Below are 25,048 nucleotides of genomic sequence, written 5' to 3' on the forward strand. Positions count from 1 at the left end.
TTAGGCGGTCTCCCGTAAAGAAGAGCCTCAATGCATTAGCCCCAGGTCCCCCGATTTTTTTCTCGCGGATTAACCGGGGACAACCCCGTAGCCTGATTCCGCCGTTGTTGAATCTGCAATTCCGGGACGGGGCCTACTCTGGTGATTGGCACCGAGAAGTCAGTGCGGCCAAGCGGCGTAATGTTTGCTATCAATCCAATTCTCTCAATTGACATCGGCTTCTTTTTTTTCCTACTGTCGCGGCACGAACTTCCATCTTTTATTAATTTTGGCGTTGGGCTTCATGGCTTTTGGGCGGCGTACTACCGATCGTCGGCGGCGAGTCTTGTATTCGACTCAGCAGGCCGATCTTGAAACCTCCTCGGCTGCCGGTCGGCGAACGGCCGAACAGTGGCGTGAAGCGAGACGTCCGACGGCAGCTTTTGGGGCGCGAGTGCATCGGCGTTTGCGCGGTCGTTGGTTTTCGCTTGTTCCCGTCAAACGACGGACGCTCCTCACCGCTTCCGCCGTTTTGATGGGGATTGCATTATTGCTTTGCAGCGCTCATTACATTGCGGTAGCTTGGCCGTCGGTCGCGAACCAGCCTGAGATTGCTCGTCCGCTCCGACTCGATCGCCCCGACAGCTTCGGCCGATGGGTCCAAGTGATGTTGCTTGCCACATCGGCCGGTGCATCACTGCTGATTTACCAAGTGCGTCGCTACCGGATCGACGATTACACCGGTCAATATCGGCTATGGCGTTTAGTGCTAATTCTATTGGTCCTCGCCAGCGTCAACTCGCTCGTTTCCGTGGTTGATTGGAGCGGCGCGATCATGGACGTTGGGTTTGGCAAACGGGTGGCCCTATCGGGAAATGATTGGTTTCGTCTGGTGATCTCGATCGGCGGTGCGGTGTTGTGTTTGCGAATGGTCGCAGAAGTTCGCACGTCTCGCTGGTCGCTTGTCACCATGATTACCGCATGGAGTTTCTTTGCGATTCCGGTCGCGGCAAATTGGAATTTTCTTAATGTTGACTCGTTAGGCAAATGGACATTGGTAACGTGTTCGCCGCTAATCGCTTGTACGACGCTATTCATTTCGCTCGGCGGCTATTTGCGAATGCTATTTCGTCAGGTTCGCAATTTGGACGAGCACGATTCGCTGTCGGAGCGATTCCAAGAATTCAAACTACGCGTCTTCAAACGAGCTGAACAAGAAGAGTCCTATGAGAGCGAAGCGGAATCCAATGTTCCCGATGCAAAACCGCGACCTCGGCCCGCGGCGGCGGCTGCGAAGGCAAAGAATGTAGCATCCGCAGAAGTCGAGCAAGCCGATTCCGATGAAGCGGAGGACTCGGCGAATCCACCAAAGAGTAAACGTCGATGGTTTGGATTGCGAGCGGCAAAACCAGAAACGGATTCCACAAGCGACGAGACAGCGACGGACGAGACTCAAGACGATGAAGTCGAAGCGGCCAAGGAGGATCCGCTTTCGACGCCGAAACGCAGCCGATTCTCTTTAGGATTTTTGAGCCGTAAAAAGGATTCGGTGGATCCGCAAACAGATGAAGAGGCTGTTGACGATGCTAACTCTGGTCGTTCGCCCGAGCCTCAGCGTCGTTCGCCCGAGCCTCAGCGTCAATCGACGAGCCGCTCACCCGATAATGGCAGGTCGGACGAAGCCGAACAGGTTGGGGCAAAACGCGAGTCCGACGAGATTGATTGGGATTCCCTTAGCAAGGCCGAGCGACGTCGCCTGCGCAAACAATTGAAGCGACAAGGCCGAGCGGCGTAAAGCCGAGCGGGCAATTGCCGAGCGGTGTTGTCGGAGGCTAATTGCATGACGACGTTTCCTTGACACACCTACGCCATCGAACTCGCTTCGGGTATCTTCATGCATCGGTCTGAACTGTCTAATTGAAGCACAACCTAATTTCGCTCACGAATATGATCCGAACCCGATTTGCGCCTAGCCCCACTGGATACCTGCACATTGGTGGGGTTCGCACTGCATTGTTTAATTGGCTTTTCGCGAAGCAAGCTGGTGGGCAATTCATTCTCAGGATCGATGACACCGATGCAGGCCGCAATGTTACCGAGGCAATTCAGCCGATTTTGGATGGTTTCCGCTGGCTCGGCATGAATTGGGACGAAGGTCCCGAAGTCGGCGGCCCTCATGAACCGTACTTTCAATCGGGACGCGACGAACTTCACAAACAAGCCGCAGCGAAGTTGGTCGAAAGTGGTCACGCCTATCGCGACTATGCCAAACCCGATGAATTCAACGCACTTCGGCAAGCAGCGGAAAAGGCAAAAGTCCCGTTTGTCTATGACCGTCGCTGGATGGCCTGCGACGATGCCGCAGCGGCCGCGTTCGAAGCGGAAGGCCGGACGGCAGTGGTTCGACTGAAAATGCCACGCGAAGGACAATGTGTGATTTCGGACCTCGTGCGCGGCGAAGTCCGAATCGATTGGGCGTCCGAGCAAGATCATGTGATCCAGCGAGCCGATGGAAGCTGTTTGTACCATTTGGCTAGCGTCGTGGATGACAACGACTTCGAAATTTCACACGTGATTCGCTCGGAAGAGCATTTGTCAAACACGCCTCGCCAAATCTTCATTCTCGAATCACTCGGGTATGAACGGCCCGTATACGCTCACCTGCCCTACGTAGCCGAGCCAGGGGGGCATTCGAAGTTAAGCAAACGAAAGTTGGCGAAGTACCAGAAGAACAAAGATTTCGCAAATCTAATGGAACGCGGTAGCAAGATCGCAGAACGTTGTGGGATTGCAACCGAAGCCGACACATTCAATCCGGTGATCGTCGATTTCTATCGCGAGATTGGGTTCACACCCGATGCGATTCTAAATTACTTACTGCTGCTCGGTTGGTCGCTCGACGGCGAACGAGAAAAATTTTCGGTCGTGGAGATGACCAAGTTGTTTTCACTTGAGCGTGTGACGAAGGCACCTGCGTCTTTCGACCCACAAAAATTATTGGCGTTCCAAGGTGATGCATTTGCTGCGTTGCCGCTTGAAGAACGGATTGCCAAAACAAAACCGTTCGCCATCGCGAGTGGATTGATTCAAGATGGGGACGCGGAGTCCGAAGGGAAGCTTGAGGATGTCGTCGAAGCAGCGGGGGATCGCTTGAAGATTGCCGGCGATATACTCGACTTTGATTATTGCTTCGTGGACGAGTACGCCGTGAACGCAAAGGCTTACGCAAAACGCATTACAAAACCTGAGTCAGCGAAAGCATTACTTGGCAAGCTTCGAGTGCCTATGGAGCAGGCCGAAGCGTTTGATGCCGCCTCGCTTGAGAAGCTCGTCAAACAATTCTGTGAGGACGAAGGGATTCAAATTGGAGAAATCATCCACGCACTGCGAGTCGCAACGACAGGCTCTCCTGCTGGGTTTGGCATGTTCGAAACTCTCGCGGTGATCGGCAAAGATAAGGCGGTCGCGCGAATCGATGCTGTGAGTCTTCGTTAATCAGCTTCGCACCGATTATTCATCGCGTTTTGCCGATATTATCTACCCAACCAAGGCATTGCATCAGGAATTAGCCGATTGCGAACCGGTTCAGGAAGCGGTTCTTGATAGTCACGCGGCCGCGAAGCTGCTTCGTATGGCGCAATGTCGTTTTGACAATATGGATCATGCACGATCGCGTTGGCTTGCTGTTGGTTCATCGTCCCAGCGGGAGGTAGGATTCCTTGGCCGCGACATCCGGCCAACGAAATAACGACAGCACTAATGCTGAGAACGGCCGTGAATTTGAGTAACGCGTGTGGGGGGGGGGTGTGTTGCATTCGTTCGATTCCAATGGATTGCACGTGCTTGGGGCGATGAGACTCGCTGCATTTCGATCCGATGGATGGAAACTGGGGCGAGTGGCAACAACCCAATCGTGGAGGGTACGAAGTCCGTCTACCATATGCCAAGGTCGATTCAGCGGTTTTGGAGAGGACACCGAATCGACGAGCGTGCAACAGCAAACAGCAGTGGGATGGGCAAAGACCTCTAGCGGTCTTCCGAATCCTTATCGGATCCCAGTCCAACGGGGCGAAAGAAGACTCGGAATTGCTAGCAAGAAAGAGTGACCGAAGTATCGGTCATGACAGCTAGGGCGAGTCTCCACATTCCCACGCACGGTCCGACCGAAAGATCAGCGATCGGTCCCCGTTTAGCGCATCGAACTTCTAGGACATTTCCAAGAACATGCTGTTTTGACCGAGTTCCACAGCGATTTCCTCGTGCGATGCGGGAAGCAGGCACGATTGCCCTGCCGAAAACGTCGTGCTATCCGATTGGGTTGCGATTGTCGCACTACCGTTTGGAACGGTCAAAATATGGAATTTGCCATCGCCACCGACTGTTGCGGATCCTTTTTGCATCGCTCGTAGGCAAAATTTGTCGCAATCAACCAAGGTTTGCCATCCGCTTTCGGTGGGATCGATGCGGACCGGTTGTACAGGTCCTTTGTCAAAATCGGTCACCGCGATGCTTTCTTCGATATGAAGTTGGCGAGAATTGCCTTTTTCGTCGACTCGATTCCAATCGAAAAGTCGAAACGTCGTATCGCTCGATTGCTGGATTTCCGCCACCAGTAGTCCTGCGCCGATTGCATGAACCGTACCGGCAGGAATGAAGACGCAGTCACCTGGTTTAGGGTGGAAACTATGAAGCACGTCTTCGGTGCGTCCCTGTTCAACCGCCGCTCGTAGTTCCGCCTCGCCGATTCCCGCTTTTAGGCCCGCGTAAATCAGTGAATCGGGTTTCGCATCGACAATCATCCACGCTTCGGTCTTTCCGAGATCGGGAACGGCCATTTTTGCCCCATATTCATCGGACGGATGGACCTGGACCGACAGCACCCGATTACAATCGAGGTACTTAAGCAGCAGCGGAAATTCGCGTTCGGCGGCGTCGCCCATTAGCCAATGATGGTGCTCGGTTAAGAGTTCGCGAAGCGTTTTTCCAGCTAGGGAGCCCGATTGCACAACGCTTTGGTCCGTCCCATGGTCGACGATTTCCCAGCTCTCGGCATAATTAGCGTCGTTGCCGATTGGTTTTCCAAGTTTTTCGCCGAGAAGTCGGCCTCCCCAGATGGTCTGTTTTAGGACGGGCTTGAAGCAAAGTGGGTAGGGATTGATCATGGTGAACGACAAACGGCATAGTTTTTAGACAGACAAATTCAACGCGGGAACATTGGAATTAACCAAGCGTTGTTACACTAGTGACAAGCATGGTGGATGGCGGAATCTTTCGTCAACCCAACCCCCATACTCCCACACCCGCCTTCAACGAAAATAAATTCACCGTGGACCGACCGGCACTCCCCAAAGACGACCTTTTCGAAAACTCAACGATGACTTTCGGGGAGCACCTCGAAGAGTTACGTGGGAGCCTCGTCAAAGCAATCATCTGGCTCGTGATTGGGCTTTGCTTCGGCTTGCTGTTTGCCAATCGAGTGGTTCGCTACATCCAATCTCCGCTTCAAGGCGCGATACAGCAATTCAATGCTGACCGCGATTTGACAAACCTCGGCTACACCGATTTGGATGCGGAAGAGATTCAGCCGCTGCGTCAGTTTTTGATGAATAGCGCGCTTGTATGGGAGTTGGTTTACGAGATCCCCGAGGAGCTGCAGATTTCTCCTGAGGCGGTCGTGCCGGTTGCCGATTTGGACAGTGAAGCTGAAGCACCCCAGCTAACGGTTCAACCGCACCAGATGCGTGAATTACTCCGCCAATTACCTGATCCGGAATTGTTAAAACCGAAGCTTCAACTTCGTCAGAGCAAAGCGAGTGTCAGTTCGCTGAAGGTGGAAGAGTCGTTCATGATTTGGGTCAAGGCAGGGCTTATTGTTGGTGCTGTGTTAGCGTCGCCAATGATTTTGTATCACCTGTGGACGTTTGTCGCGGCGGGTTTGCATTCTCACGAACGTCGATATGTGTATTTGTATTTGCCGATCAGCGTGACGCTGTTTTGTTCCGGAGTGATCTTGGCGTTCTTTCTCGTGCTGCATTACGTGCTGACGTTTTTGTTGACGTTCAACGGCGGTATGGATGTCGCGGTAGAACCTCGGTTAACGTACTACGTCAATTTCGTCTTGATGCTTCCTCTCGGTTTCGGCGTCGCGTTTCAGTTGCCGCTTGTCATGTTGTTCCTGCAACGAATTGGTATTTTTGAAACCGAAGCCTATATCAACAGTTGGCGAATCGCGACCTTGGTGATCTTCATTATGTCGATGCTCTTAACGCCTGCGGATATCACGAGCATGATCGCACTGGCGCTACCACTAATGGTCTTGTACTTCCTCGGCATTGTGATGTGCAAATTCATTCCCCGTGGTCGAGGCATGGGCAGTGCAGCTTACGATCCTGCTTGATCCGGATCCCGATAATGAATGAACAAAAGGACAGTCGCCTGGGGCTGTGATCGTGTTTGTTAACTTTTTAGGATTCGGCTCGTTAGCGGTGCGAAGTTAGTTTCCGACGAATGGGAATCGGTAGGTCCACTTTGTAGATCAGCCTGCCTCTAACCGAACCGGTGTTTTTCAATCATCGTCCGGCAAATCGTTCCTTTGCTTGTAAGCTCTCCATCGATTGTGCTTAGTGGCGTCTCGAAACGATGGATTTTTTTTGGGATTTCCCATGAAGCCCGATCGCTCAGTGCCGCCAGGATACGTTCGGTCAAGGGTTTGTTATTTTCAGATTCGATCCAAAGATGTAATTGGCCGCGTTCCTGTCTCAGCACAGCATGTCGGACATCAGGCAGCGAATTGGCGATCGCTTCAATCGACGCTGGATAAACTTTGTGACCATTGGGCAATACGATCACTTCGTCATCCCGACCGAGGATGCGATATTGGCCCGATGCTTGGTCGATATTGACGAGGTCGCCGGTGTCAAACCATCCATCGCTATCGATTCGCTTGCGTGTCGCGTCGGCGTCTTGCCAATAGCCAAGCATCAAGTGTTTGCCTCGCACGAAAAGCCGTCCATTTCGGATTTGAGTTTCCCAGCCTTCCACTGGCTTTCCGACTCGTCCCGCTGCGGCATCTCTTGGTGTTGCGCTGCATATCACCGGAGCGGTTTCCGTGCATCCATAGCCTTGTGTGACGACGACGCCCCTCTGCTTCCATCGCTCAAACGCCTCGGCGGACAAACCGGCGCCGCCTACCCCAAGCACTCTCAAACGCGAAAGTCCAAGTTCGCTCGGATCTCCTTCTAGCAAACGGTCCGCGACACTGGGGACAACGTTCGCCATCGTCGGATGAACTTCGGAAGCAAGCCGTCGCCAACCATCAAAGCCCCGTGTGAGGGCTAGCGTGCAGCCGCTCAGTAGCCACGTTCCGAAGTCGCATGTGCGAGCGTAGGCGTGCGAGAGTGGCAGGCACGTCAACCGCACATCCTCGATTGATTGAGGGACGGCGCCGAGCTTAGCAGACGCGTTGCTCGCTAGCGACTGATGCGACAAGACAACGCCTTTGGGCGTGCCGCTGGTTCCGCTCGTCCAAAGAATCAGTGCCGGTGATGACGGGGCGTTATTTGGGAATTCTAAGTTTTTCGCTGGCGAGGAACTCGCTAATTTGGCCTCGGCTTCATCGATCCAATGGCCACCGACGCGTTGCCACAGAACGAGAGCGTGAGCTTCACCGGCCAACTCATTGAGTGGCACGTTGATCGCACCGAGTTTCGCTGCGGCTAAGGTTAAAACGACATCATCGAGTGAGTTACGACTTAGGTAACCAAGGTGCCGAGGAGTGTTGGTAGAATCGGCAATGCGCCGTTGGAGGTAGCATGCGGTTGAGTCCACGAAGGTGGCAAGCTGTGACCACGTGAACCGCTCACCGTTATCGACGATCAAAGCCGTCGATGAACCGCGGGTATGAGCTTGATGCTGAAACGCTAGCAGGAGGCTGGTAAACAAAAGGTAAGGCGTTGGCAAATAGCCGGGCAATTGGCCCTTTCGGTTTCCGTGCTTCAGAAAACCCAGCCCGATGGGCTGGGTAATACAAATTTCTGGGGCTTGGCCCCTAAGAGATGTTTAGCCCAAAGCCTTACGCAACTTTTCACCGTTGCCTGCTTGGCCAAACGAAGTCATGCGAGCAACACAAACAGCCTTCATCGCTTCGCGAGCTGGCTTCAAGTAAGCACGTGGGTCAAATGCCGATGGGTCTTCCGAGAAGACCTTGCGGATCGCACCGGTGATTGCCATGCGGCAGTCGGTATCGACGTTGATCTTACGAACACCACTCTTGATACCACGTTGGATTTCTTCGACTGGAACGCCGTAGGTTTGCTTCATTTGGCCACCATACTTGTTGATGATGTCTTGAAGCTCTTGGGGCACACTGCTGCTGCCGTGCATGACCAAGTGAGTGTTAGGGACCTTTGCATGAATCGCTTCGATGCGGCTCATTGCCAATACTTCACCGGTCGGCTTCTTGGTGAACTTGTAAGCACCGTGGCTAGTTCCGATCGCAACAGCCAATGCATCAACACCGGTTTCGTCAACGAAGCGTTTTGCTTCATCGGGATCGGTCAAAAGTTGGTCGTGAGTCAAGACTCCTTCGGCACCGTGGCCGTCTTCTTGTTCGCCGCCACCCGATTCGAGCGATCCGAGACAACCAAGTTCGCCTTCGACACTGACGCCGCGAGCGTGAGCTAGTTTGACAACTTCGGCCGTGACTTTGACGTTGTAGTCGTAGTCCGCAGGAGTCTTTCCGTCCGCTTCGAGTGATCCGTCCATCATCACACTGGTAAAACCGTTGTCGATTGCCGACGCGCAAGTTTCAGGGCTGTTGCCGTGGTCTTGGTGCATCACGGTTGGGATGTTCGGGTAAAGCTCCGATGCTGCCAACATCAAGTGACGCAAGTAGTTGTCTTGGGTGTAAGAACGAGCACCACGCGATGCTTGAACGATCACGGGCGAATCGGTCTCTTTAGCCGCTTCCATGATCGCCTGGATCTGCTCCATATTGTTGACGTTGAAAGCCGCAACGCCGTAATTGTTTTCTGCTGCGTGGTCGAGAACGACGCGAAGTGGAACCAATGCCATAACGAGTTACCTACGTAATCTGGGTAAGGGAAGGGGTCAAATCAAGTCCGAATTATCCGCTTCTAGCGTACCCTTGCAAGGGTGCGGCGGCGAACCAAGTGGGGCGACATAGGAGAAGCCCTGAAGTGGCCCGATCACACGGATCGCGCCGCGCGTCGACAATCCGACCGAATCAATCGGGTCGTCCGTTGCTTGGGCCAAACTTGAGTCGATTTGGCTAAGGGGACCTCATCGCCCCTGCCTCGCTTTAACGCCCTCATCGAGCGTCGCTAAGATTTCGTCGATATCATAGACACATCCACCCCACGTCCCGCCGCCAATGTTCTGTAGAGCGGCCCAAAGACGCGTATCATCCGGTATTTCTGATTCCACCGATAGCGATGGGTGCGACAATCTTGCACGCAAAACTTCCTCCGGCGTCGTGTTAGGCGAATCACCCGCGACCACCAAGTCGACTCGCCCGGTCAACGAAACGCGGTCAATTTCGATTTCAATCACGTCGCCATCCCGTACTTTTGCAATTGGGCCGCCCGCCAATGCTTCGGGCCCGACATGTCCAATGCAGGCGCCGGTGCTTACTCCCGAAAAACGAGCGTCTGTTACAAGCGCGATCTCTTTGCCGAATTTCAGATGCTTCAGTGCCGAAGTGATTTGGTAGGTTTCCTCCATTCCACATCCAATCGGCCCGCGTCCAATCAAGACAATCACATCGCCCGATTGAATCGGCGAATCGGTTTGTCCCTTGATTGCTGCGATCGCATCGCGTTCGGTCGTGAACACTCTCGCTGGGCCACGTTTGCGATAGACATTGTCGTCATCAATCACACTGGCATCGATCGACGTCGACTTGATCACAGCTCCTTCGGGGCAAAGGTTGCCATGGGGAAAACAGACGGTGCTCGTCATTCCGCGACTTCGTGCTTCGGCCGGAGGAATGATCACTTCATCCGGATCAATGCCATCGGCTTGCTGCAATCGATCACGACAAACTGATCGTCGTTGGCTCGTGGCCCATTGATTAAGAAGTTCGTTCCACGTCATCCCCGTCACGGTCTTGGCGTCGGTTTTTAAAAGTCCAAGTTCACGTAAATGCCAAGCGACCTCGGGAACACCGCCTGCTAAAAAGAATTGAACCGTCGGATGACCCACTGGCCCGTTGGGCAAGCAATCCACAAACCGCGGCACCGATTGATTCACTTCTCGAAACGCTGCGGCATCAGGTCGCCGCAGTCCCGCGGCAGCTGCGATCGCAGGAATATGTAAAAGCAAGTTTGTGCTGCCGCCCACCGCGGCATGAACCAGCATTGCGTTGAAGATCGAGTCGTCGGTTAGAATGTCTCGCATCGTAACTGCGGATGCTGCCATTTGTTGCGATGCCTTCGCTGAGTCTTTGGCCAGTTTGGTCCAAATCGGTTGGCCGCTTGGGGCCAAGGCTGCATGGGGAACGGTCATGCCGAGCGCTTCGGCAACAACTTGGCTGGTCGCTGCCGTTCCAAGAAATTGACAGCCGCCGCCAGGGGTTCCGCAGGCGCGGCAACCTTCGAGTGAGGCTTCTTCGAGCGAAATTTCGTCATGTGTATATCGGGCACCAATCGTTTGCACTTTGCCCGCGTCTTCGCCAGTCGTTGGGGGAAGCGTCACGCCACCAGGCACAAGCACGTTGGCGGTGTCGGCGCAACCGGCCAGCGCCATCATCATTGCTGGTAAGCCTTTGTCACATGTCGCAATACCAATGACACCTTTTCGTCGCGGTAGTGACCGAATCAGTCTCCGCATCACGATCGCAGCATCGTTTCGGTATGGCAAGGAATCAAACATCCCGCGAGTACCTTGTGTCCGTCCGTCGCAAGGGTCGCTGACGAATGCGGCAAATGGGACGCCATCATTCTCGGTGATTGTTTCGGCCGCGGCTTGGACCAGTAATCCGACTTCCCAGTGTCCGGTGTGGTACCCCAATGCGACGGGCGTTCCGTCGGGGTTTCGCACGCCTCCCTGAGTGCTAAGGATCAAGAATTGGTCTCCTAGAACACGCCGCGGGTCAAACCCCATGCCGACACTTTGGGTCAAGCCAAATAGGTCGCCGCTGCTCCAATTGCGTAGGATTTCGTCACTTAACGGCAGTTTTCCACTTGGTCCCGGTGCATTGGTTTGTACCGGTTCAAGATTTTCCAATGCGTCAAAATAATCGGGTCGGACCATCACTCAGCTTTCGTTCTTGCAGAATCAACTCATCTGCCGCCGGACGCTAGCGATTGCTTGTGCTACCGTTGTTCGACTCGGTCGGTCATTTGGTCGAGGAAGGTTTTGGTGTGATCGAGGATTTCGTTATAAGAAAGCGATTCGACGTCTTCGCCGATGAGTTCCACTTCGAGAGGCCCATTGTAATCGTATTCGCGCAATGTTTCCAAAATCGTTCGAATCGGTACGCATCCTTCACCGAGTAGACATCGATTCATTTCGCCAAGCGGGGAGTGACGAGCGTCCCCGAGTTGCACAAGATGCAAGTGAGGAACCACATCGGGAAGCCAACGAACGACTTCTTCGTCCATTCCAACGTGATACGTGTCGAGCACCAACCCTAAATGTGGACTGCCGACCGTTTCAATAATGTCGAGCGTCGACTGCAAATCATTGACGAAAGACCATTCATCGCCGCATCCCGGATGAATGGGTTCTAGCGATAAACGAACGCCAAACTCTTTTGCAATCGTCACGATTTCTTTCAGAGCATCGCATAAGGTGCGGCGAGCATGATTACGGATATGATTGTTTTGGCCCCCCGCTAGAACGATTAGCGTTCCTGCCTGCAGATTCGCGGCATCGCGGACCGCATTCATGGCATCGATGACGGCTTCGTCAAACCCACGCCCGTCGCTGCCCGTGAAACCACCAACCCAAGAAAGGGAAGTTACCGAGAGGGAGGCTTCGGCGAGTAGTTCAATCGTTCGGTCGAGACCGAAGTCTTCCAGCTTAGGTCGGTAAATACCAATGCCATTGAAGCCGCGCGAAGCATAGGCGTTTGCGTCTTCGGCAAAGCTCCACCTCAGTGTTGATAATTGGCTAATGGCAAGCGTGTTCATCCGTGTTTCTTGGCTTGTCGAAAACTCGTCCAATGTCGTTTGCTTCTCTAAGGGGGCTCGAAGTGCTCACTTCCATGATGGCGAGCAGCAGTATGCGTACCTTGGGCCGATTTGTAAAGATTCCTTTTTCAAATCAATCGTTTCGGATGATGGCATCCTGGTCGTCGCATTTTACCCTTTAAAAAAACTGCCTGCATGACGGTGCTTTTACGGAGTGAGAGGCGACTGTGAAAAATTTTACAACCTAAAAACGAAAGGCAAAAGCTACTTCATGTGGGGTAGACGGCGGCCTTGGCTTCTTGCGATTACCAATTGATCATTCAAGTCGTTAATTGATAAAGCGACGATTGGAATGGTGATCAGCAATTGAGGATCAATCTCACTGCTGACCCTTCGTTTTGCTAGCTGTTCAACTTCCTCACCCAACGCGTCGAGCCACGCGGGAACATCGAGTCCGACGCCCGTTGGGTGCCGGGTCAATAAATCGGCTTCTTGTTCGAGCAGACTAAACGAGTTTCCGAGTTGGTTGTTTTCGGCATCCCTCATCGCGGGGCCGACGAGCGCTCGCATACGATCAATTGTCATTGGCTGAACGAAACGTTCCAAAATGCGATCGGCGACCGTTGGCATTCGCATCGCATAATCTTTTTGCATTTTGCGAAGTTTGTCGACGTAAATTTCAGCCTCTTCCCCGATTCGTTCACTCAAACTTCGTCGCCACATCATTGCGGCCGCTTCAAAGCCGCTACGTACCAAAACCTCGTGCGCCCACATTACCGGCTTCAAATTCCAAGCAATCCGCTCATAGCGGACTCGCAGCCTTAAGAAATCAAGGAACATGTAAACCAAGTCACCGCGATCACTTTGCGTTGTAGTGCTGTTGTAGTCTTGATACTCCGCATGATGATCCATCAATGCTTCGTAGACCAACGTGATCCAGCGTTGAGCTTCGTCAATCTTGAGCTTTCCAATTTCTAGATCGGCGTAAAGCTGGGTATCGGTAAATTGGTCATCTCCTTCGGCCAAGACACGTTCAAGCCATGGAGCGACACCTTGATGCAAGATCGCTCTGATGTTGCCAAGTTGCAGGAACATTTGCGTGAAGATCGGATCGCCATATTGCTTGATGAACTCAACGAGCAACTTCCATTTTTTGGGATCCGAAACAATTTCCAAGGGCGACAGTCGAAGGGTTTGACTATGGGCCAACCAACTAGCCAGTAGGATCTCGGTCAAACGCTCGAGCAGCGGTATCAATACTTCGGCGAACGATTTTTCATCAATCAATCCAGCCGTGGACTCTTGCACACTTTTGCGAGTTGATTCCACGATCGAAGCGACCAACGAGCGGAATCCGACTTGAAACAATCCATCAAACTCCGTCACGGCGCCAGCGCCGATCGGGTTTTCTTGTTCCATTTGTCGGGCGATTTCGATCAACCGGCATGCTTCGGAAATCAGGCCACGACGGGGTAACCAAAGCAGCAAATGACGCAGTACCCGTTGTCGAAGTCGTGCGACATAGATTTTGACCGGATCACCACCGCGCGATAGCGGGATGTAAAGCAAGTTCTTGTCGCTAACTGCGTCTAGAAACGGCGGGAACAACCGACGTACTTCTTGGGTGTCGCCAGCCATTAGAGCAGCGAACATGTGGACCGATTGCGCGTCGTCGGCGGCCATCTCTTCGTTGCGGTCGACAGAATCCCAAGTTGCCGTCGGATGTGCCAGTAACGCTCCGCATACCAAACGTCTTGAGTCGGACATCTCAACCGTCGTTCCGATGATCCGTTCCATCAACGAATCCCGCAGCACTCGATGGCGGTCGTAGCTGCGCATCGAATCCTTGTCGCTGCCGGCTGGTGTGATCTTGTAGCGTCGGACTGAGTCGAGTAGTTCGAGCAACCCAATTCGGTTTTCTCGGGCGCGGTCGGCCCATCCTTGCAACGCATGCAGACGGTCTTCGAGGTCCGTTTCGGACTTGTCCATTACTGCGATATCGGCGGCGACGGCCCACATGCGAGCGAGCGATTGCAAGAAGCTGAGGTGTTCGGAGAGCCGTTTCGATTCGGAATCGAGTTCATCATGGCTGGTGTCGTCGCCAAACTCGAAAATCGCTCCTTCGTTTCCATCGTTGGTTGTGTCGCGATACGACATGTCTTCGTAAGCCGCATCGTACAATCCTTGCTCGGGATCGCCGTCTTCTTCGGCCAACGTCAATTCGCGTTCCCAGTCGCGATCCTTTTTCCCGTTGGGGGATTGGTCAAGATTGAACTTCGGTGCCGACCAAAATTGTTCCGCGTTCGCTTCGAGGAAATCGAAGAATTTGCGAACCAATGGCCAGATTTCTCGAGTGTCTTTTCCAACCGTTTGCCTCAGAGCCGGTTGCACGTACGCTTCTTCTTCGCCGTCATCGAGCGAACACCGCAAACGCAACAACCATCGTTCGGCGAGACGCGGCAACGAGCTACCGCCGAATCGTAAACCGACTCGATCGGCATTGTTAAGCCAATGCACTAGCAGCGCCATCGCAGGGGTAAAGTCATTGCGATCCAATAACGCCGAAATCACAAGCGAGTACGCTCGCGGCGAATCGAACAAGTCCGCATGCGGTGCCCAAAAAGCGACGTTGCCTGCCTCGGCACCGCCTTCATGCCAAAGCCGCAAGGCGCGGGCGACCAATTTCGCCGATTCGTACGATTCGAGGGGATCGGTCGCTTCGATCGAATCGATGGTGTGTGCCGCGAATTGCCGCCACCACTCGGCGACCTCGCGGTATTGTCTCTCCATCTCGTTGTAAGCAACTTCGTCGTTTCTGGCTGCCGCTTCGCTCCAAACCTTAGCCATGTAACCGAACAATTGTTCGATCAAGTACAACAAATCGTCGACGCGGGCATCGTGGACCGAGCAATCGGGGCTGGGGTACAGGCTGAAGTTGCCACCGAAACCCAAAATGTCCCAAGGGTCGATGACGGCCCCGCATTCAATTGCCCGACGGAGCAAATCAAACGCGTCCGCTGGGATTCGCAGTGCCTTTTCGGGGTTGCCCGCACGAAGGGCACGCAGCCCCAATGTCATCTCGCAATCGATTCGGCACAACAATCTCGCGGATGCCGCCGGCACTGCGTCGACTTGACGCGTCGCCGAATCGGGGTACCCCATCCGCGCATAAAGGCGAGCCAATTGGACGTGCTGAACCTGAGCGGCTCGCCGTTCCGCCAATGCGGCGTTTAAGTGTTGGCGGACGGCACCAAAGGGTTGTCGCCTTAGTTGTTGCTCGTGGGCAAGTCGCTCGGCATGTTTGCCCGACAATCGACGAAGCCGGTCTTCGTAGAAATTATCACGATAAGTGGCGATCGGTTTCATCAGGGAACCGAGAGTCACGTCGCTAGTGTAGGCGCTGGGGCCCCAGCCGCTGATCCCCGATGCCATCAGGATCGTACCCGCCAAAACCGTAGCGGCTTCAGCGAGCAACTCGCATTCATCGAGTTCGCCCGGGTCGTCGAGTCGACTTAGCAACGCATCAAGCGTGACTTGGCGGAGCACAAAACGGTCGTAATAGCCATCGTGGCTGATCGAACGAGTGTCCCAGCCGCCGAAATGGTAATTTGGCCGACGGTTGACCGGATGATCGAAGTCGAACGCACGCGGATCCAGTGCAAGCTCTTGCATCTGATCCAGGTCAAACGATGCCGCTCGAAGAATTTCAGGGTCGGTATCACGTATGACTTCGATCGCCAATTGGATCACGTCGTGATAGCGGCCGGCCGAAACGCCCGCGTCGCGAATATACAGCGGGATGGGGCGAACGAATTCATGGGGATAGGGTTGGCAGCGGCGATTTTCCAGCATCGCGACGGGCCGATAGCCGACGTAATCGTTCAGCCGGTTAATCGTCTTTTTAACGATCGTTTCATCCGATTCCGATAGCCCAGCCTCCAAAATCGTTTCCGCTGCCCGCCCTAAGAAAAAACCGTTGAAAAGCACTTCGGGTTCTTTGTGGAACAGCAGGTCGCGATGAAAGTCGAGATAAGCAGGCAGCAAATCACTCCAAAGAATCTTCACGACTCGCTGAGCTTGCGAGATTTCTCGAAATGCGGCTTGCTCGGCTTGCAGTCTGTCGAGTGTTTCGTTCAGCCAATCTCTAAGCACCAACCATGCCGCAGGGCCACTTAATGGGTCGCCACCGGCGGCTTGTTCGTAGACATGGTTCCAGGCTGCGAAGATCGCAGGATCGCTACTGCCAGACGAGAAATTCAAATACCCCGCCAAACGCCGCAGCGAGTCAATCATTGCATCGGGTGGCGGAAGATTTGACATCAGGTAACAAAGCGGGGGTTGGATGGGAGGGAGGTTGGACTTGCTTTCTGTTTGTCTCTTGCCTGCTTGCTAGCCTTACTTTTTCTTCGCTGCCTTCTTCTTCGTCGCTGGCTTCTTCTTCGTCACTGGCTTTTTCTTCGTCACTGGCTTTTTCTTCGTCACTGGCTTTTTCTTCGTCACTGGCTTTTTCTTCGTCACTGGCTTTTTCGTGGACTTTTTGGTCGCAGGCTTCTTAGTGGCAGGCTTCTTAGTGGACTTCTTAGTCGCAGGCTTTTTTGCTGCTTTCTTTTTCGTCGAAGTCTTGGTGGTTTTCTTGGTGGACTTGCCGCCAAAGATCGCATCCCAACCGTCCGCGTATTTTTCGTTGGTGCCTGTGCGTAAGATCGTCATGATATTTTTCCTTTTCAATTCTTCTTGGATTGAGTGATTTGATTGCCTACAAGGCGTCTTGTTGAATCGGTGTGCTAGCTGGCGTGGATGCTCTTGTAGCGACTGCGTTTGGCTTCGTCGGGATCCGCCCCCATTCGTTCGCGAAGGTTGCGATCGTAAGTATCGAAGTTGCCTTCGCACCACGTTAGCTTTCCATCGCCTTCGAACGCAAGGATATGCGTCGCAAGTCGATCAAGGAACCAGCGGTCATGGCTGGTCACGACCACGCAACCAGCGAAGTTGGCGATCGCCTCTTCGAGTGCGCGAAGCGTATCGACGTCGAGGTCGTTGGTTGGTTCATCAAGCAGTAGTACGTTGCAGCCTTTGCGGAGCAACTTTGCTAAATGAACGCGATTGCGTTCACCGCCCGACAAGTTACCGACTTTCTTTTCTTGGTCAGGTCCCTTGAAATTGAACCGAGCCACGTAGGCTCGCGCGGCAATATTGCGTCCGCCCATTTCAATCGTTTCGTGACCGCCACTAATTTCTTGGAAGACGGTTTTTTCAGGATCGAGCGAATCGCGACTTTGGTCAACGTAGCCAAGGTCGACCGTCTCGCCGATTCGAATCACGCCGCTATCGGGAGTTTCTTGGCCTGTGATCATGCGGAACAACGTCGTTTTTCCCGCACCATTGGGGCCAATCACACCGACGATGCCCCCGGCTGGCAAGCGGAATGACAGGTCATCCATCAGCAAATTGTCGCCGTAGGCTTTGTGAACGTTCTTGCCCTCGATAACCAAATCACCAAGGTGTCGACCCGACGGTATCTGGATTTCCAACTCGTCAGGTCGGTCCTCAAATGATTGCGCCGACAATTCCTCGTAGGCATTGATACGTGCTTTGCTTTTCGCTTGGCGAGCTTTGGGGCTCATACGAATCCACTCCAATTCACGGGCAAGCGTTCGTTCGCGAGCCTTTGATTGTCGTTGTTCGATCGCCAATCGCTTGTGTCGCGCGTCGAGCCATGCGGTGTAGTTCCCTTCGAAGGGGATGCCTCGCCCGCGGTCAATTTCCAAAATCCACTGGGCGACGTTGTCGAGAAAATAGCGGTCGTGGGTTACTGCGACGACGGTTCCGGTATAGCGAGCCAAATGTTGTTCGAGCCACGATACGGATTCGGCATCGAGGTGGTTGGTCGGTTCGTCGAGCAGCAGCAAATCGGGTTGCCGAATCAACAATTGGCAAAGCGCCACACGGCGACGTTCGCCTCCCGAGAGCTTTGTCACGTCGGAGTCACCCGGGGGCAAATTCATGACTGCCATGGACACTTCGACTTGGCGATCGAGTTCCCATAGGTTCGCTGCATCGATGATATCTTGAAGCTTTGCCATTTCGTCGCAAAGCTTGGTCATTTGTTTATCATCGGTAACGTCGCCAAGCATCATGCTGATTTCGTTGTACCGGTCGATCACTTGACGTCGTTCAGCGACTGCTTCTTGAACATTTTCGAAAACGGTTTTTTTCGGATCGAGCTGGGGTTCTTGTTCCAAATAACCGACGGTGAATCCGCTGGTTAGCCGAGCGGTTCCGTCGTACTCTTTGTCGATGCCCGCCATGATCCGCAGCAGCGTCGACTTCCCCGCACCATTGGGGCCAAGGACACCGATTTTAGCACCGGGGTAAAACGCCAACCAAACGTCATCGAGAACGACTTTCGCGCCGTGCTTTTTGGTCAGGTTTTCAACTTGGTAAATGTATTGTCGCGACATAGATGGATGGAAAAGTGTGAAGAATTAGTTGAGGCAATGGGTCACGGGAAAAAGATGAGTGTCCTATGTTAAATTTCGACTATTCCCATTCGATCGTTGCGGGTGGTTTGCTGCTGATGTCGTAGCAGACTCGGTTGATTCCCGCGACTTCGTTAATGATTCGAGTGCTGATTCGGGCGAGTAGGTCGTATGGCAAACGGCTCCAATCGGCGGTCATGAAATCATCGGTCTTGACACTGCGAATGGCGATCGCGTTGTCATACGTTCGTGCATCCCCCATCACTCCGACACTTTGCACAGGCAAAAGCACCGCGAAGGATTGGCTCGTTTCACGGTACAAACCGGCTGCTTTGATTTCATTGACGACGATCGAGTCCGCCTCGCGGAGGACCTTTAATTTTTCGCGTGTCACTTCTCCAAGGCAACGGACGGCCAAACCAGGCCCGGGGAACGGGTGTCGCCAAACCAACGATTCGGGCAAGCCAAGTTCGAGGCCGAGGCGACGGACTTCGTCTTTGAACAGATCGCGAAGTGGTTCGATCAATTCGAACCCAAGTTCCTCGGGCAATCCACCGACGTTGTGATGGAGTTTGATCGTCGCCGCCGGGCCGTCTGGGTCCGCCCCACTTTCGATCACGTCGGGATAGAGGGTTCCTTGGGCCAAGAAGTGAGCGTCCTTGATTTTCAACGCTTCTTCTTTGAAGCAGTCGATAAATGCGTAGCCGATCCGTTTTCGTTTTTCTTGCGGTTCGCTGATGCCGTCGAGCGTCTCCATGAAGCGATCTTCGGCTTGGACGACATGGAGGTCGGTTTTGAAATGGTTGGTGAATTCTTGGATCACCGTGACCTGTTCGTCTTTTCGCAGCAGCCCATTGTCGACCAAGATGCACGAAAGTTGAGGACCAATCGCTTTGTATAAAAGTGCTGCGACGACCGAGGAGTCGACTCCGCCGCTGAGGCCGCAAATCACGCGGTTTTTTCCGACGAGCGAGCGGATTTGCTCGATCGCCGCATGGGCGAAATCACCGAGATGCCATGTCCCTTCGCATCCGCAAACGTCGATGACAAAGTTTCGTAGGATTTGGCCACCGAGCGGTGTGTGGGTCACTTCCGGATGGAATTGCATCCCGAAAATCGGAAGCTCCCGGTGCGCGATCGCGGCGTAAGGGCACGTTTGGGTTTCCGCCAGTGACTTAAAAACGTCCGAAATTGCCGAAACTTGATCGCCGTGGCTCATCCAAACATCGATCGATTCGGGCAGACCGCGGAACAAGACATTCTGGTCACTAATCGAGCATTTCGCGGGGCCGTATTCGCGACTTGGCGTGTGGTCGATTTTGCCACCGAGTGCTTCGCAGGCCAATTGCATCCCATAACAAATCCCCAGCACGGGAATGCCCAGATTGAATAGTTGCGGATCGCATTGAGGTGCCCCCTCAGCATAAACACTCGATGGGCCGCCCGACAGGATGATCCCTTTGGGGGCGAGTTCGGCGATCCTGTCTGCCGAAAGATCGTGCCGAAGGATTTGGCAATAGACGTTTTGTTCACGGACCCGCCGGGCGATCAACTGGGCGTACTGCGATCCAAAGTCGAGGACGACGATTCGCTGCGCGGTTAGGTTTTCGGTTGCGGTTTGGTTTGCCATGGCCATTGCTGGGTTATTTTCGCTCTGATTCCCCGATCGTGACGTTGCGAAGAGCTGTCAAAAGTACGGAAAAAGAAGAGAGGTGTCGCAGGATGGAATCGTGAAGTGTAGAAAATGCCAGATTGATACCCAAGGGGTTGTGATTGATTAAGTCGATCGAGTCCCCCATGTTCCACTTGAAAAAGGACTAGAGATGAGAATCCTGTTGACCAACGACGATGGCGTTTTTGCCCCCGGATTGTCGGCTCTCGAGCAACAACTGCGGCATTTGGGCGAGGTCTTGGTGGTCGCTCCTGCAACCGAACAGAGTGGCGTGGGCCATTCGATCACGTATCTGTCGCCGCTAACGTGCAAATCGATTCGTCGCGATGGTCGGCATTGGGCGTGGGCCGTCGCCGGATCGCCTGCTGATTCGGTGAAGTTGGCGATCGGCGAACTTTTTCAAGACAATCCCGTCGATTTGGTCGTCAGCGGGATCAATAGTGGATTGAACGCCGGAATCAATGTGCTCTACAGCGGAACTGTGGCCGCTGCAATTGAGGGGGCTTTTTTTGGCGTGACCAGTGTCGCGGTGTCGCTGGAATACGATCCTGATGCCGATTACCAAGCCGCCGCCGTGATTGCTCGCAACGTCATCGGCGGGCTAATCAAGAAACCCGACGCGAAGGGGAAATTGTTCAATTTGAACGTGCCAACGGCAGCAACGGTTTCACCGGCAAAGTTGGCCGTCGTGCCGATGGGATTGGCCCAATACGGTCGAATGTATGAAAAACGCGAAGATCCCGCCGGCCGCCCCTACTACTGGGCAATTTGGTCCGAACCGAACAAGCCGCCTGCCGAACGAACCGATGTCACTGAATTGCGGCGAGGCAACGTGACGCTTTCTCCGCTCCATTTCGATTTGACAAATCAGTTCATGGTCGATGCGATGGATGAATGGGGGTTGGAGGTTTGATTGCCCTAAAATCGATGGTTTGGGGGACCTTTTGGAAATTGAGAGTAACAGCTAAAATTTTTCAGGAATTGGATTCGAATTTTCGTTCCAAAGATCCCATTTGCCCAAAAATTAGAAAATCCTCCCTCAACGATTAAGAGTGACCGTGACGATGAGCGTTACCTCGACTGATATTGAAACCCAATCGATCGATACGATCCGAGCATTGAGCATGGATGCCGTCCAAACGGCGAATAGCGGTCACCCGGGCACTCCGATGGCTTTGGCCCCGATCGCGTATCAAGTCTTCAATAAGACGATGAATTACGATCCGGCAAAACCTCATTGGCCTAACCGTGATCGATTCATTTTGTCTTGCGGTCATGCATCGATGCTGCTTTACAGTACGTTGCACCTTGCCGCGGTCAAAGCGGTCGACAAGTCGGGAAAAGTCCTCGATAAGTTGTCGATCACGCTTGAGGACATCAAGAATTTTCGCCAACTCGACTCCGTTTGCGCCGGACACCCCGAGTATTCCGTGGCCGCCGGAATTGAAACCACCACCGGGCCGCTCGGCGCCGGCGTTAGCAACTCCGTCGGAATGGCGATGGCCGAAAAATGGCTCAAAGCCAACTACAATACCGACGAACACGCCTTGTTCGATTACAACGTCTACGCCGTGTGCAGCGACGGCGACTTGATGGAAGGCGTTGCTTGCGAAGCGGCGTCGCTTGCTGGTCATCTTAAACTTGACAACCTCTGCTGGCTCTACGACGACAACCACATCACGATCGAGGGCGATACGTCGCTCGCCTTCACCGAAGACGTCGGCAAGCGATTTGAAGGCCTTGGGTGGAACGTAGTAAAGGTTGCGGATGCAAACGATACTCAGGCACTTGCCGCCGCGATCGAAAGCTTCCAATCCTGCTCGGATAAACCAACGTTAGTTGTCGTCCGCAGTGTGATCGGATGGGGAGCTCCAAACAAGCAAGACACTCACGGTGCGCACGGTGCCCCGCTCGGATGGGACGAAATCGCACTGGCGAAAAAGAACTATGGATTTCCTGAAGACGAGAAGTTTTACGTCCCCGATGGCGTGATGGAGAACTTTGCTGAAAACGTGGGCCAAAGAGGCAAAGAAGCTTCTGGGGCATGGGATGCGCTTTGGACCCAGTATCAAAAAGCGAATCCCGAGAAATCGGCGGAGCTACTTGCAATATTCGACGGTAAATTGCCCGCTGGATGGGACAAAGACATCCCGGTGTTTGAAGCGAGCGAAAAGGGAGATGCAACCCGAAACACCAGCGGTAAGGTGCTCAACGCGATTGCCAAGAATGTTCCGTTCATGATCGGTGGGTCGGCCGATTTGGCGCCGAGCAACAAATCCGATTTGACGTTCGAGCAAGCCGGTCAATTTTTGCCACTTCAATACGGTGGCCGCAATTTGCACTTCGGCATTCGTGAACATGCCATGGCCGGAATCATTAACGGTTTGTCCCTCTCGGGGCTTCGCAGTTATGGTGCAACCTTCTTTGTCTTTACCGACTACATGCGAGGCGGTATGCGGCTAAGCAGCATCATGCACCAACCAGTCCTCTACGTTTTGACACATGATTCGATTGGCGTCGGCGAAGACGGCCCGACTCATCAACCTGTCGAACAATTGGCTGCTTGCCGAGCGATTCCGGGCATGATGGTCTTCCGACCGGGTGATGCAAATGAAGTCGCCGAATGTTATCGAACGGCGATGCAAATTGACGATCATCCCTCGGCGTTCATCCTTTCGCGTCAAAACATGCCGACGCTTGATCGAACCAAGTTTGCCTCGGCAAGCGGTTGCAGCAAAGGTGGTTACATCCTCCGTGATTGCGAAGCTACCCCCGATGTGATTCTGATAGGCTGCGGCAGCGAATTGTCGCTGTGCGTCGAAGCGGCAGAAACCTTGACGGCCGAAGGCAAGAAGGTTCGCGTGGTCAGCATGCCTTGCATGGACCTGTTTGCGGAGCAGGATCCGTCTTATATCGATTCCGTTTTGCCACCAAGTGTGACCAATCGTGTCGCCATCGAGGCCGGCATCCAAATGTGTTGGGACCGCTGGATCGGCAGTGCCGGAAAGTTTGTTGGAATGAGCGGCTTCGGGGTCAGCGCACCATTCGGCGAAGTCTACGAGCATTTTGGTATCAACGCCGATGCGGTCGTCAAAGCTGCGAAGAGCTGCTGATCAGGAAGCCTCAACGACTGTATGCAAACCATTTCGTGACGTATTCTTGAAGCGACATTTTCATCGCTTCTTGAAATGCGGTTTCGAAGGGAATCCCTCGATCAAGATTCCGTAGTAATGCATCGAAGTTCTTACGTCGTCCTCGATCTAACATCGTTGCAACGATCGAGGCGCTGACCAAATCCATTTGGTCGGGTTTGAGTTTTTGCTCAAAGAACTGTTTGGGATTTTCCATTGCAGCAACGGCGGTTGCCATTTCCGCTAATTCTCGGCGGATGGTTGCACGATCCACTCGCCCTCTCGTTTTGCTACGGACGTGTGCACCTACCCCCTCGGCAAACCAGCGGGGTACATCTCTTCCGTGTGTGGCAACGGCAAGGCTGACCAAAGGTGCAGCAAGCTGATTTTCGATCTCTTTTTCATCATCCGAGTCATGAACCAATGCGGCGATGTACGCGTTCAGTCCATCGTACTTCCAATGATCGGTCCAATTGGGCGGTATATCACGCGATTCAACCATCTTGGCGAATTCGCTGTAGTCATAGCGTCGTGGCAACACGTAGATTGTCGCTCGACCACCAAAGAGATTCTCCTGGTCATCGCTTGGGACCATGGTCTTCACAAGTTTCATTTGCTCTTCGGCTTTCTTCGCAACCAACTCGATCGTTTGATTCGGCGCGGTTCCAGTGACAAAGAAATGGTCGGTTGCGACTGAGTATGGCTCGGGGGTATTTAGCAGTTGCAGATCCCGCTCCGACGCTTGCTTTCGTTTCATGCTCACTTGTGCCGGAGTTGCCTGCGCGACCCAGGCTAATTGGCTCATTACACTAAGCGACTGAGTCTCGCTCGCTCCATCAAGCAATGCACCTTCGTTGATCCATGTTGAAATCATCGTGATCGATGCATCGGGAAGTTGCGGGCGGCCACCGGCGGGCATCCGATCACCTGAAAGGCCTCGCAGCTTTTTGATTAGCAAACTGTCGGTAGCGTTGCCTGGAACAATGATCGGCCCACTATCGCCACCACGCATCATTTGCGCAAAGGTGTCTAGTCTCAATCCACCGCGATTCTGCATCGCATCGATATGACAGCCTTTGCAGCTTGCAACCAAAAGCGGAGCGACATCGGCAGCGAAGCTGACTGTCTCGCTCCCCGTCGCGCGGCGAATCTCTGGCGATGTTTGACGGATTGCGGTCGATACCGAAACCAATGCACCAAGTCGCGTATTCGGGTCATCGCCGTCGAACTTTGCACCTTCGGCAACCCATTGCTTAAGTGCTTGCAGGTCGTTTGCAGCAATCCGTCGGCCACTCGGAGGCATCGATCCCGAATCGATCACGTTGATCAAGACCGAACTTTCCGCGTCGCCTGGGAAAACGACCTGCCCCGCTTGTGACCCGTTAATCAATGCCGTGTAGGTCGCCATGTTGAAGCCGCCTTTGGAGCCGGAAACATGGCAATTGCCACATTGGGCAGCCAAAATCGGGGCAACCGTTTGGGTGAAGCTAACCGCAGCAGCCTCCGCGGACGACGGATTCGATGGAGCAGTCGTCGGTGGTTTTGACCCCACACCACCAACCGATGGTGGCTGGGTCGATGGTGGCTGGGTCGATGGTGGCTGGGTCGATGGTGGCTGGGTCGATGGTGGCTGGG

At 53.7% G+C, this 25,048-nt stretch carries 17 protein-coding genes; 6 read left to right on the forward strand and 11 right to left on the reverse strand.

Annotation, left to right across the window (positions count from 1 at the left end):
- Window positions 1–283: 283 nt before the first annotated feature.
- A complete protein-coding gene (locus tag CA13_RS22520; protein ID WP_146400493.1) occupies window positions 284–1,774 on the forward strand; it encodes an MARVEL domain-containing protein in 1,491 nt (496 codons plus the stop codon).
- A gap of 152 nt (window positions 1,775–1,926) precedes the next feature.
- Entirely contained in the window at window positions 1,927–3,474 is a 1,548-nt protein-coding gene (gene gltX, locus CA13_RS22525; protein WP_146400494.1) for a glutamate--tRNA ligase, read from the forward strand.
- Window positions 3,475–3,512: 38 nt separating this feature from the next.
- Here the strand turns inward: gltX and CA13_RS22530 are convergent, their stop codons facing one another.
- Window positions 3,513–3,794: a membrane or secreted protein gene (locus tag CA13_RS22530; protein WP_146400496.1), complete on the reverse strand. Its 282-nt coding sequence runs from the start codon at window positions 3,792–3,794 to the stop codon at window positions 3,513–3,515.
- Between the two features lie 390 nt (window positions 3,795–4,184).
- A complete protein-coding gene (locus CA13_RS22535; RefSeq protein ID WP_419194704.1) occupies window positions 4,185–5,141 on the reverse strand; it encodes a type I phosphomannose isomerase catalytic subunit in 957 nt (318 codons plus the stop codon).
- Between the two features lie 212 nt (window positions 5,142–5,353).
- Between CA13_RS22535 and tatC the strand changes: the two genes are divergently transcribed.
- Entirely contained in the window at window positions 5,354–6,376 is a 1,023-nt protein-coding gene (gene tatC, locus CA13_RS22540) for a twin-arginine translocase subunit TatC (RefSeq protein WP_419194705.1), read from the forward strand.
- A 149-nt stretch (window positions 6,377–6,525) separates the two neighbouring features.
- Here the strand turns inward: tatC and CA13_RS22545 are convergent, their stop codons facing one another.
- The 8 genes from CA13_RS22545 to guaA all read right to left on the reverse strand — a co-directional run bounded on the left by CA13_RS22545 (window position 6,526) and on the right by guaA (window position 20,240).
- Window positions 6,526–7,950 (reverse strand): class I adenylate-forming enzyme family protein, encoded by a 1,425-nt coding sequence (locus CA13_RS22545; RefSeq protein ID WP_146400498.1) that lies wholly within the window; start codon window positions 7,948–7,950, stop codon window positions 6,526–6,528.
- An 87-nt stretch (window positions 7,951–8,037) separates the two neighbouring features.
- Window positions 8,038–9,051, reverse strand: a complete 1,014-nt coding sequence (gene fba, locus CA13_RS22550; protein ID WP_146400500.1) for a class II fructose-bisphosphate aldolase — start codon at window positions 9,049–9,051, stop codon at window positions 8,038–8,040.
- A 228-nt stretch (window positions 9,052–9,279) separates the two neighbouring features.
- Window positions 9,280–11,250: a YjhG/YagF family D-xylonate dehydratase gene (locus tag CA13_RS22555; protein WP_146400502.1), complete on the reverse strand. Its 1,971-nt coding sequence runs from the start codon at window positions 11,248–11,250 to the stop codon at window positions 9,280–9,282.
- A gap of 62 nt (window positions 11,251–11,312) precedes the next feature.
- On the reverse strand, window positions 11,313–12,131 hold the full coding sequence (locus CA13_RS22560) for a sugar phosphate isomerase/epimerase family protein (RefSeq protein ID WP_146400504.1): 819 nt from the start codon (window positions 12,129–12,131) through the stop codon (window positions 11,313–11,315).
- A 264-nt stretch (window positions 12,132–12,395) separates the two neighbouring features.
- Complete coding sequence (locus CA13_RS22565) at window positions 12,396–16,451, reverse strand: hypothetical protein (RefSeq protein ID WP_146400506.1); 4,056 nt, start codon at window positions 16,449–16,451, stop codon at window positions 12,396–12,398.
- A gap of 75 nt (window positions 16,452–16,526) precedes the next feature.
- Window positions 16,527–16,841 carry a hypothetical protein gene (locus tag CA13_RS35495; protein ID WP_419194706.1) on the reverse strand — a complete coding sequence of 105 codons (315 nt, stop codon included), beginning with the start codon at window positions 16,839–16,841 and terminating at the stop codon, window positions 16,527–16,529.
- Window positions 16,842–16,915: 74 nt separating this feature from the next.
- Window positions 16,916–18,592: an energy-dependent translational throttle protein EttA gene (ettA, locus tag CA13_RS22575; protein ID WP_146400507.1), complete on the reverse strand. Its 1,677-nt coding sequence runs from the start codon at window positions 18,590–18,592 to the stop codon at window positions 16,916–16,918.
- A 79-nt stretch (window positions 18,593–18,671) separates the two neighbouring features.
- Entirely contained in the window at window positions 18,672–20,240 is a 1,569-nt protein-coding gene (gene guaA, locus CA13_RS22580; RefSeq protein ID WP_146400510.1) for a glutamine-hydrolyzing GMP synthase, read from the reverse strand.
- Window positions 20,241–20,433: 193 nt separating this feature from the next.
- On the opposite strand from guaA, the gene surE reads away from it, so the two are divergent.
- Together surE and tkt are read left to right on the forward strand one after the other, a co-directional pair.
- A complete protein-coding gene (gene surE, locus CA13_RS22585) occupies window positions 20,434–21,195 on the forward strand; it encodes a 5'/3'-nucleotidase SurE (RefSeq protein WP_146400512.1) in 762 nt (253 codons plus the stop codon).
- A gap of 151 nt (window positions 21,196–21,346) precedes the next feature.
- The gene (gene tkt / locus CA13_RS22590) at window positions 21,347–23,395 is read left to right on the forward strand and encodes a transketolase (protein ID WP_419194707.1); all 2,049 of its coding nucleotides are present in this window, start codon (window positions 21,347–21,349) and stop codon (window positions 23,393–23,395) included.
- Between the two features lie 10 nt (window positions 23,396–23,405).
- On the opposite strand, the gene CA13_RS22595 is transcribed toward tkt, so the two are convergent.
- Window positions 23,406–24,821 (reverse strand): c-type cytochrome domain-containing protein, encoded by a 1,416-nt coding sequence (locus CA13_RS22595; protein WP_419194708.1) that lies wholly within the window; start codon window positions 24,819–24,821, stop codon window positions 23,406–23,408.
- On the opposite strand from CA13_RS22595, the gene CA13_RS35500 reads away from it, so the two are divergent.
- A partial coding sequence (locus CA13_RS35500; RefSeq protein ID WP_473087476.1) for a hypothetical protein occupies window positions 24,820–25,048 on the forward strand: 229 nt, incomplete at its 3' end. The two genes, CA13_RS22595 and CA13_RS35500, sit on opposite strands and share 2 nt — an antisense overlap.

Origin of the sequence: Novipirellula herctigrandis (assembly GCA_007859835.1) — a bacterium.
Taxonomy (GTDB): Bacteria; Planctomycetota; Planctomycetia; order Pirellulales; family Pirellulaceae; genus Novipirellula_A; species Novipirellula_A herctigrandis.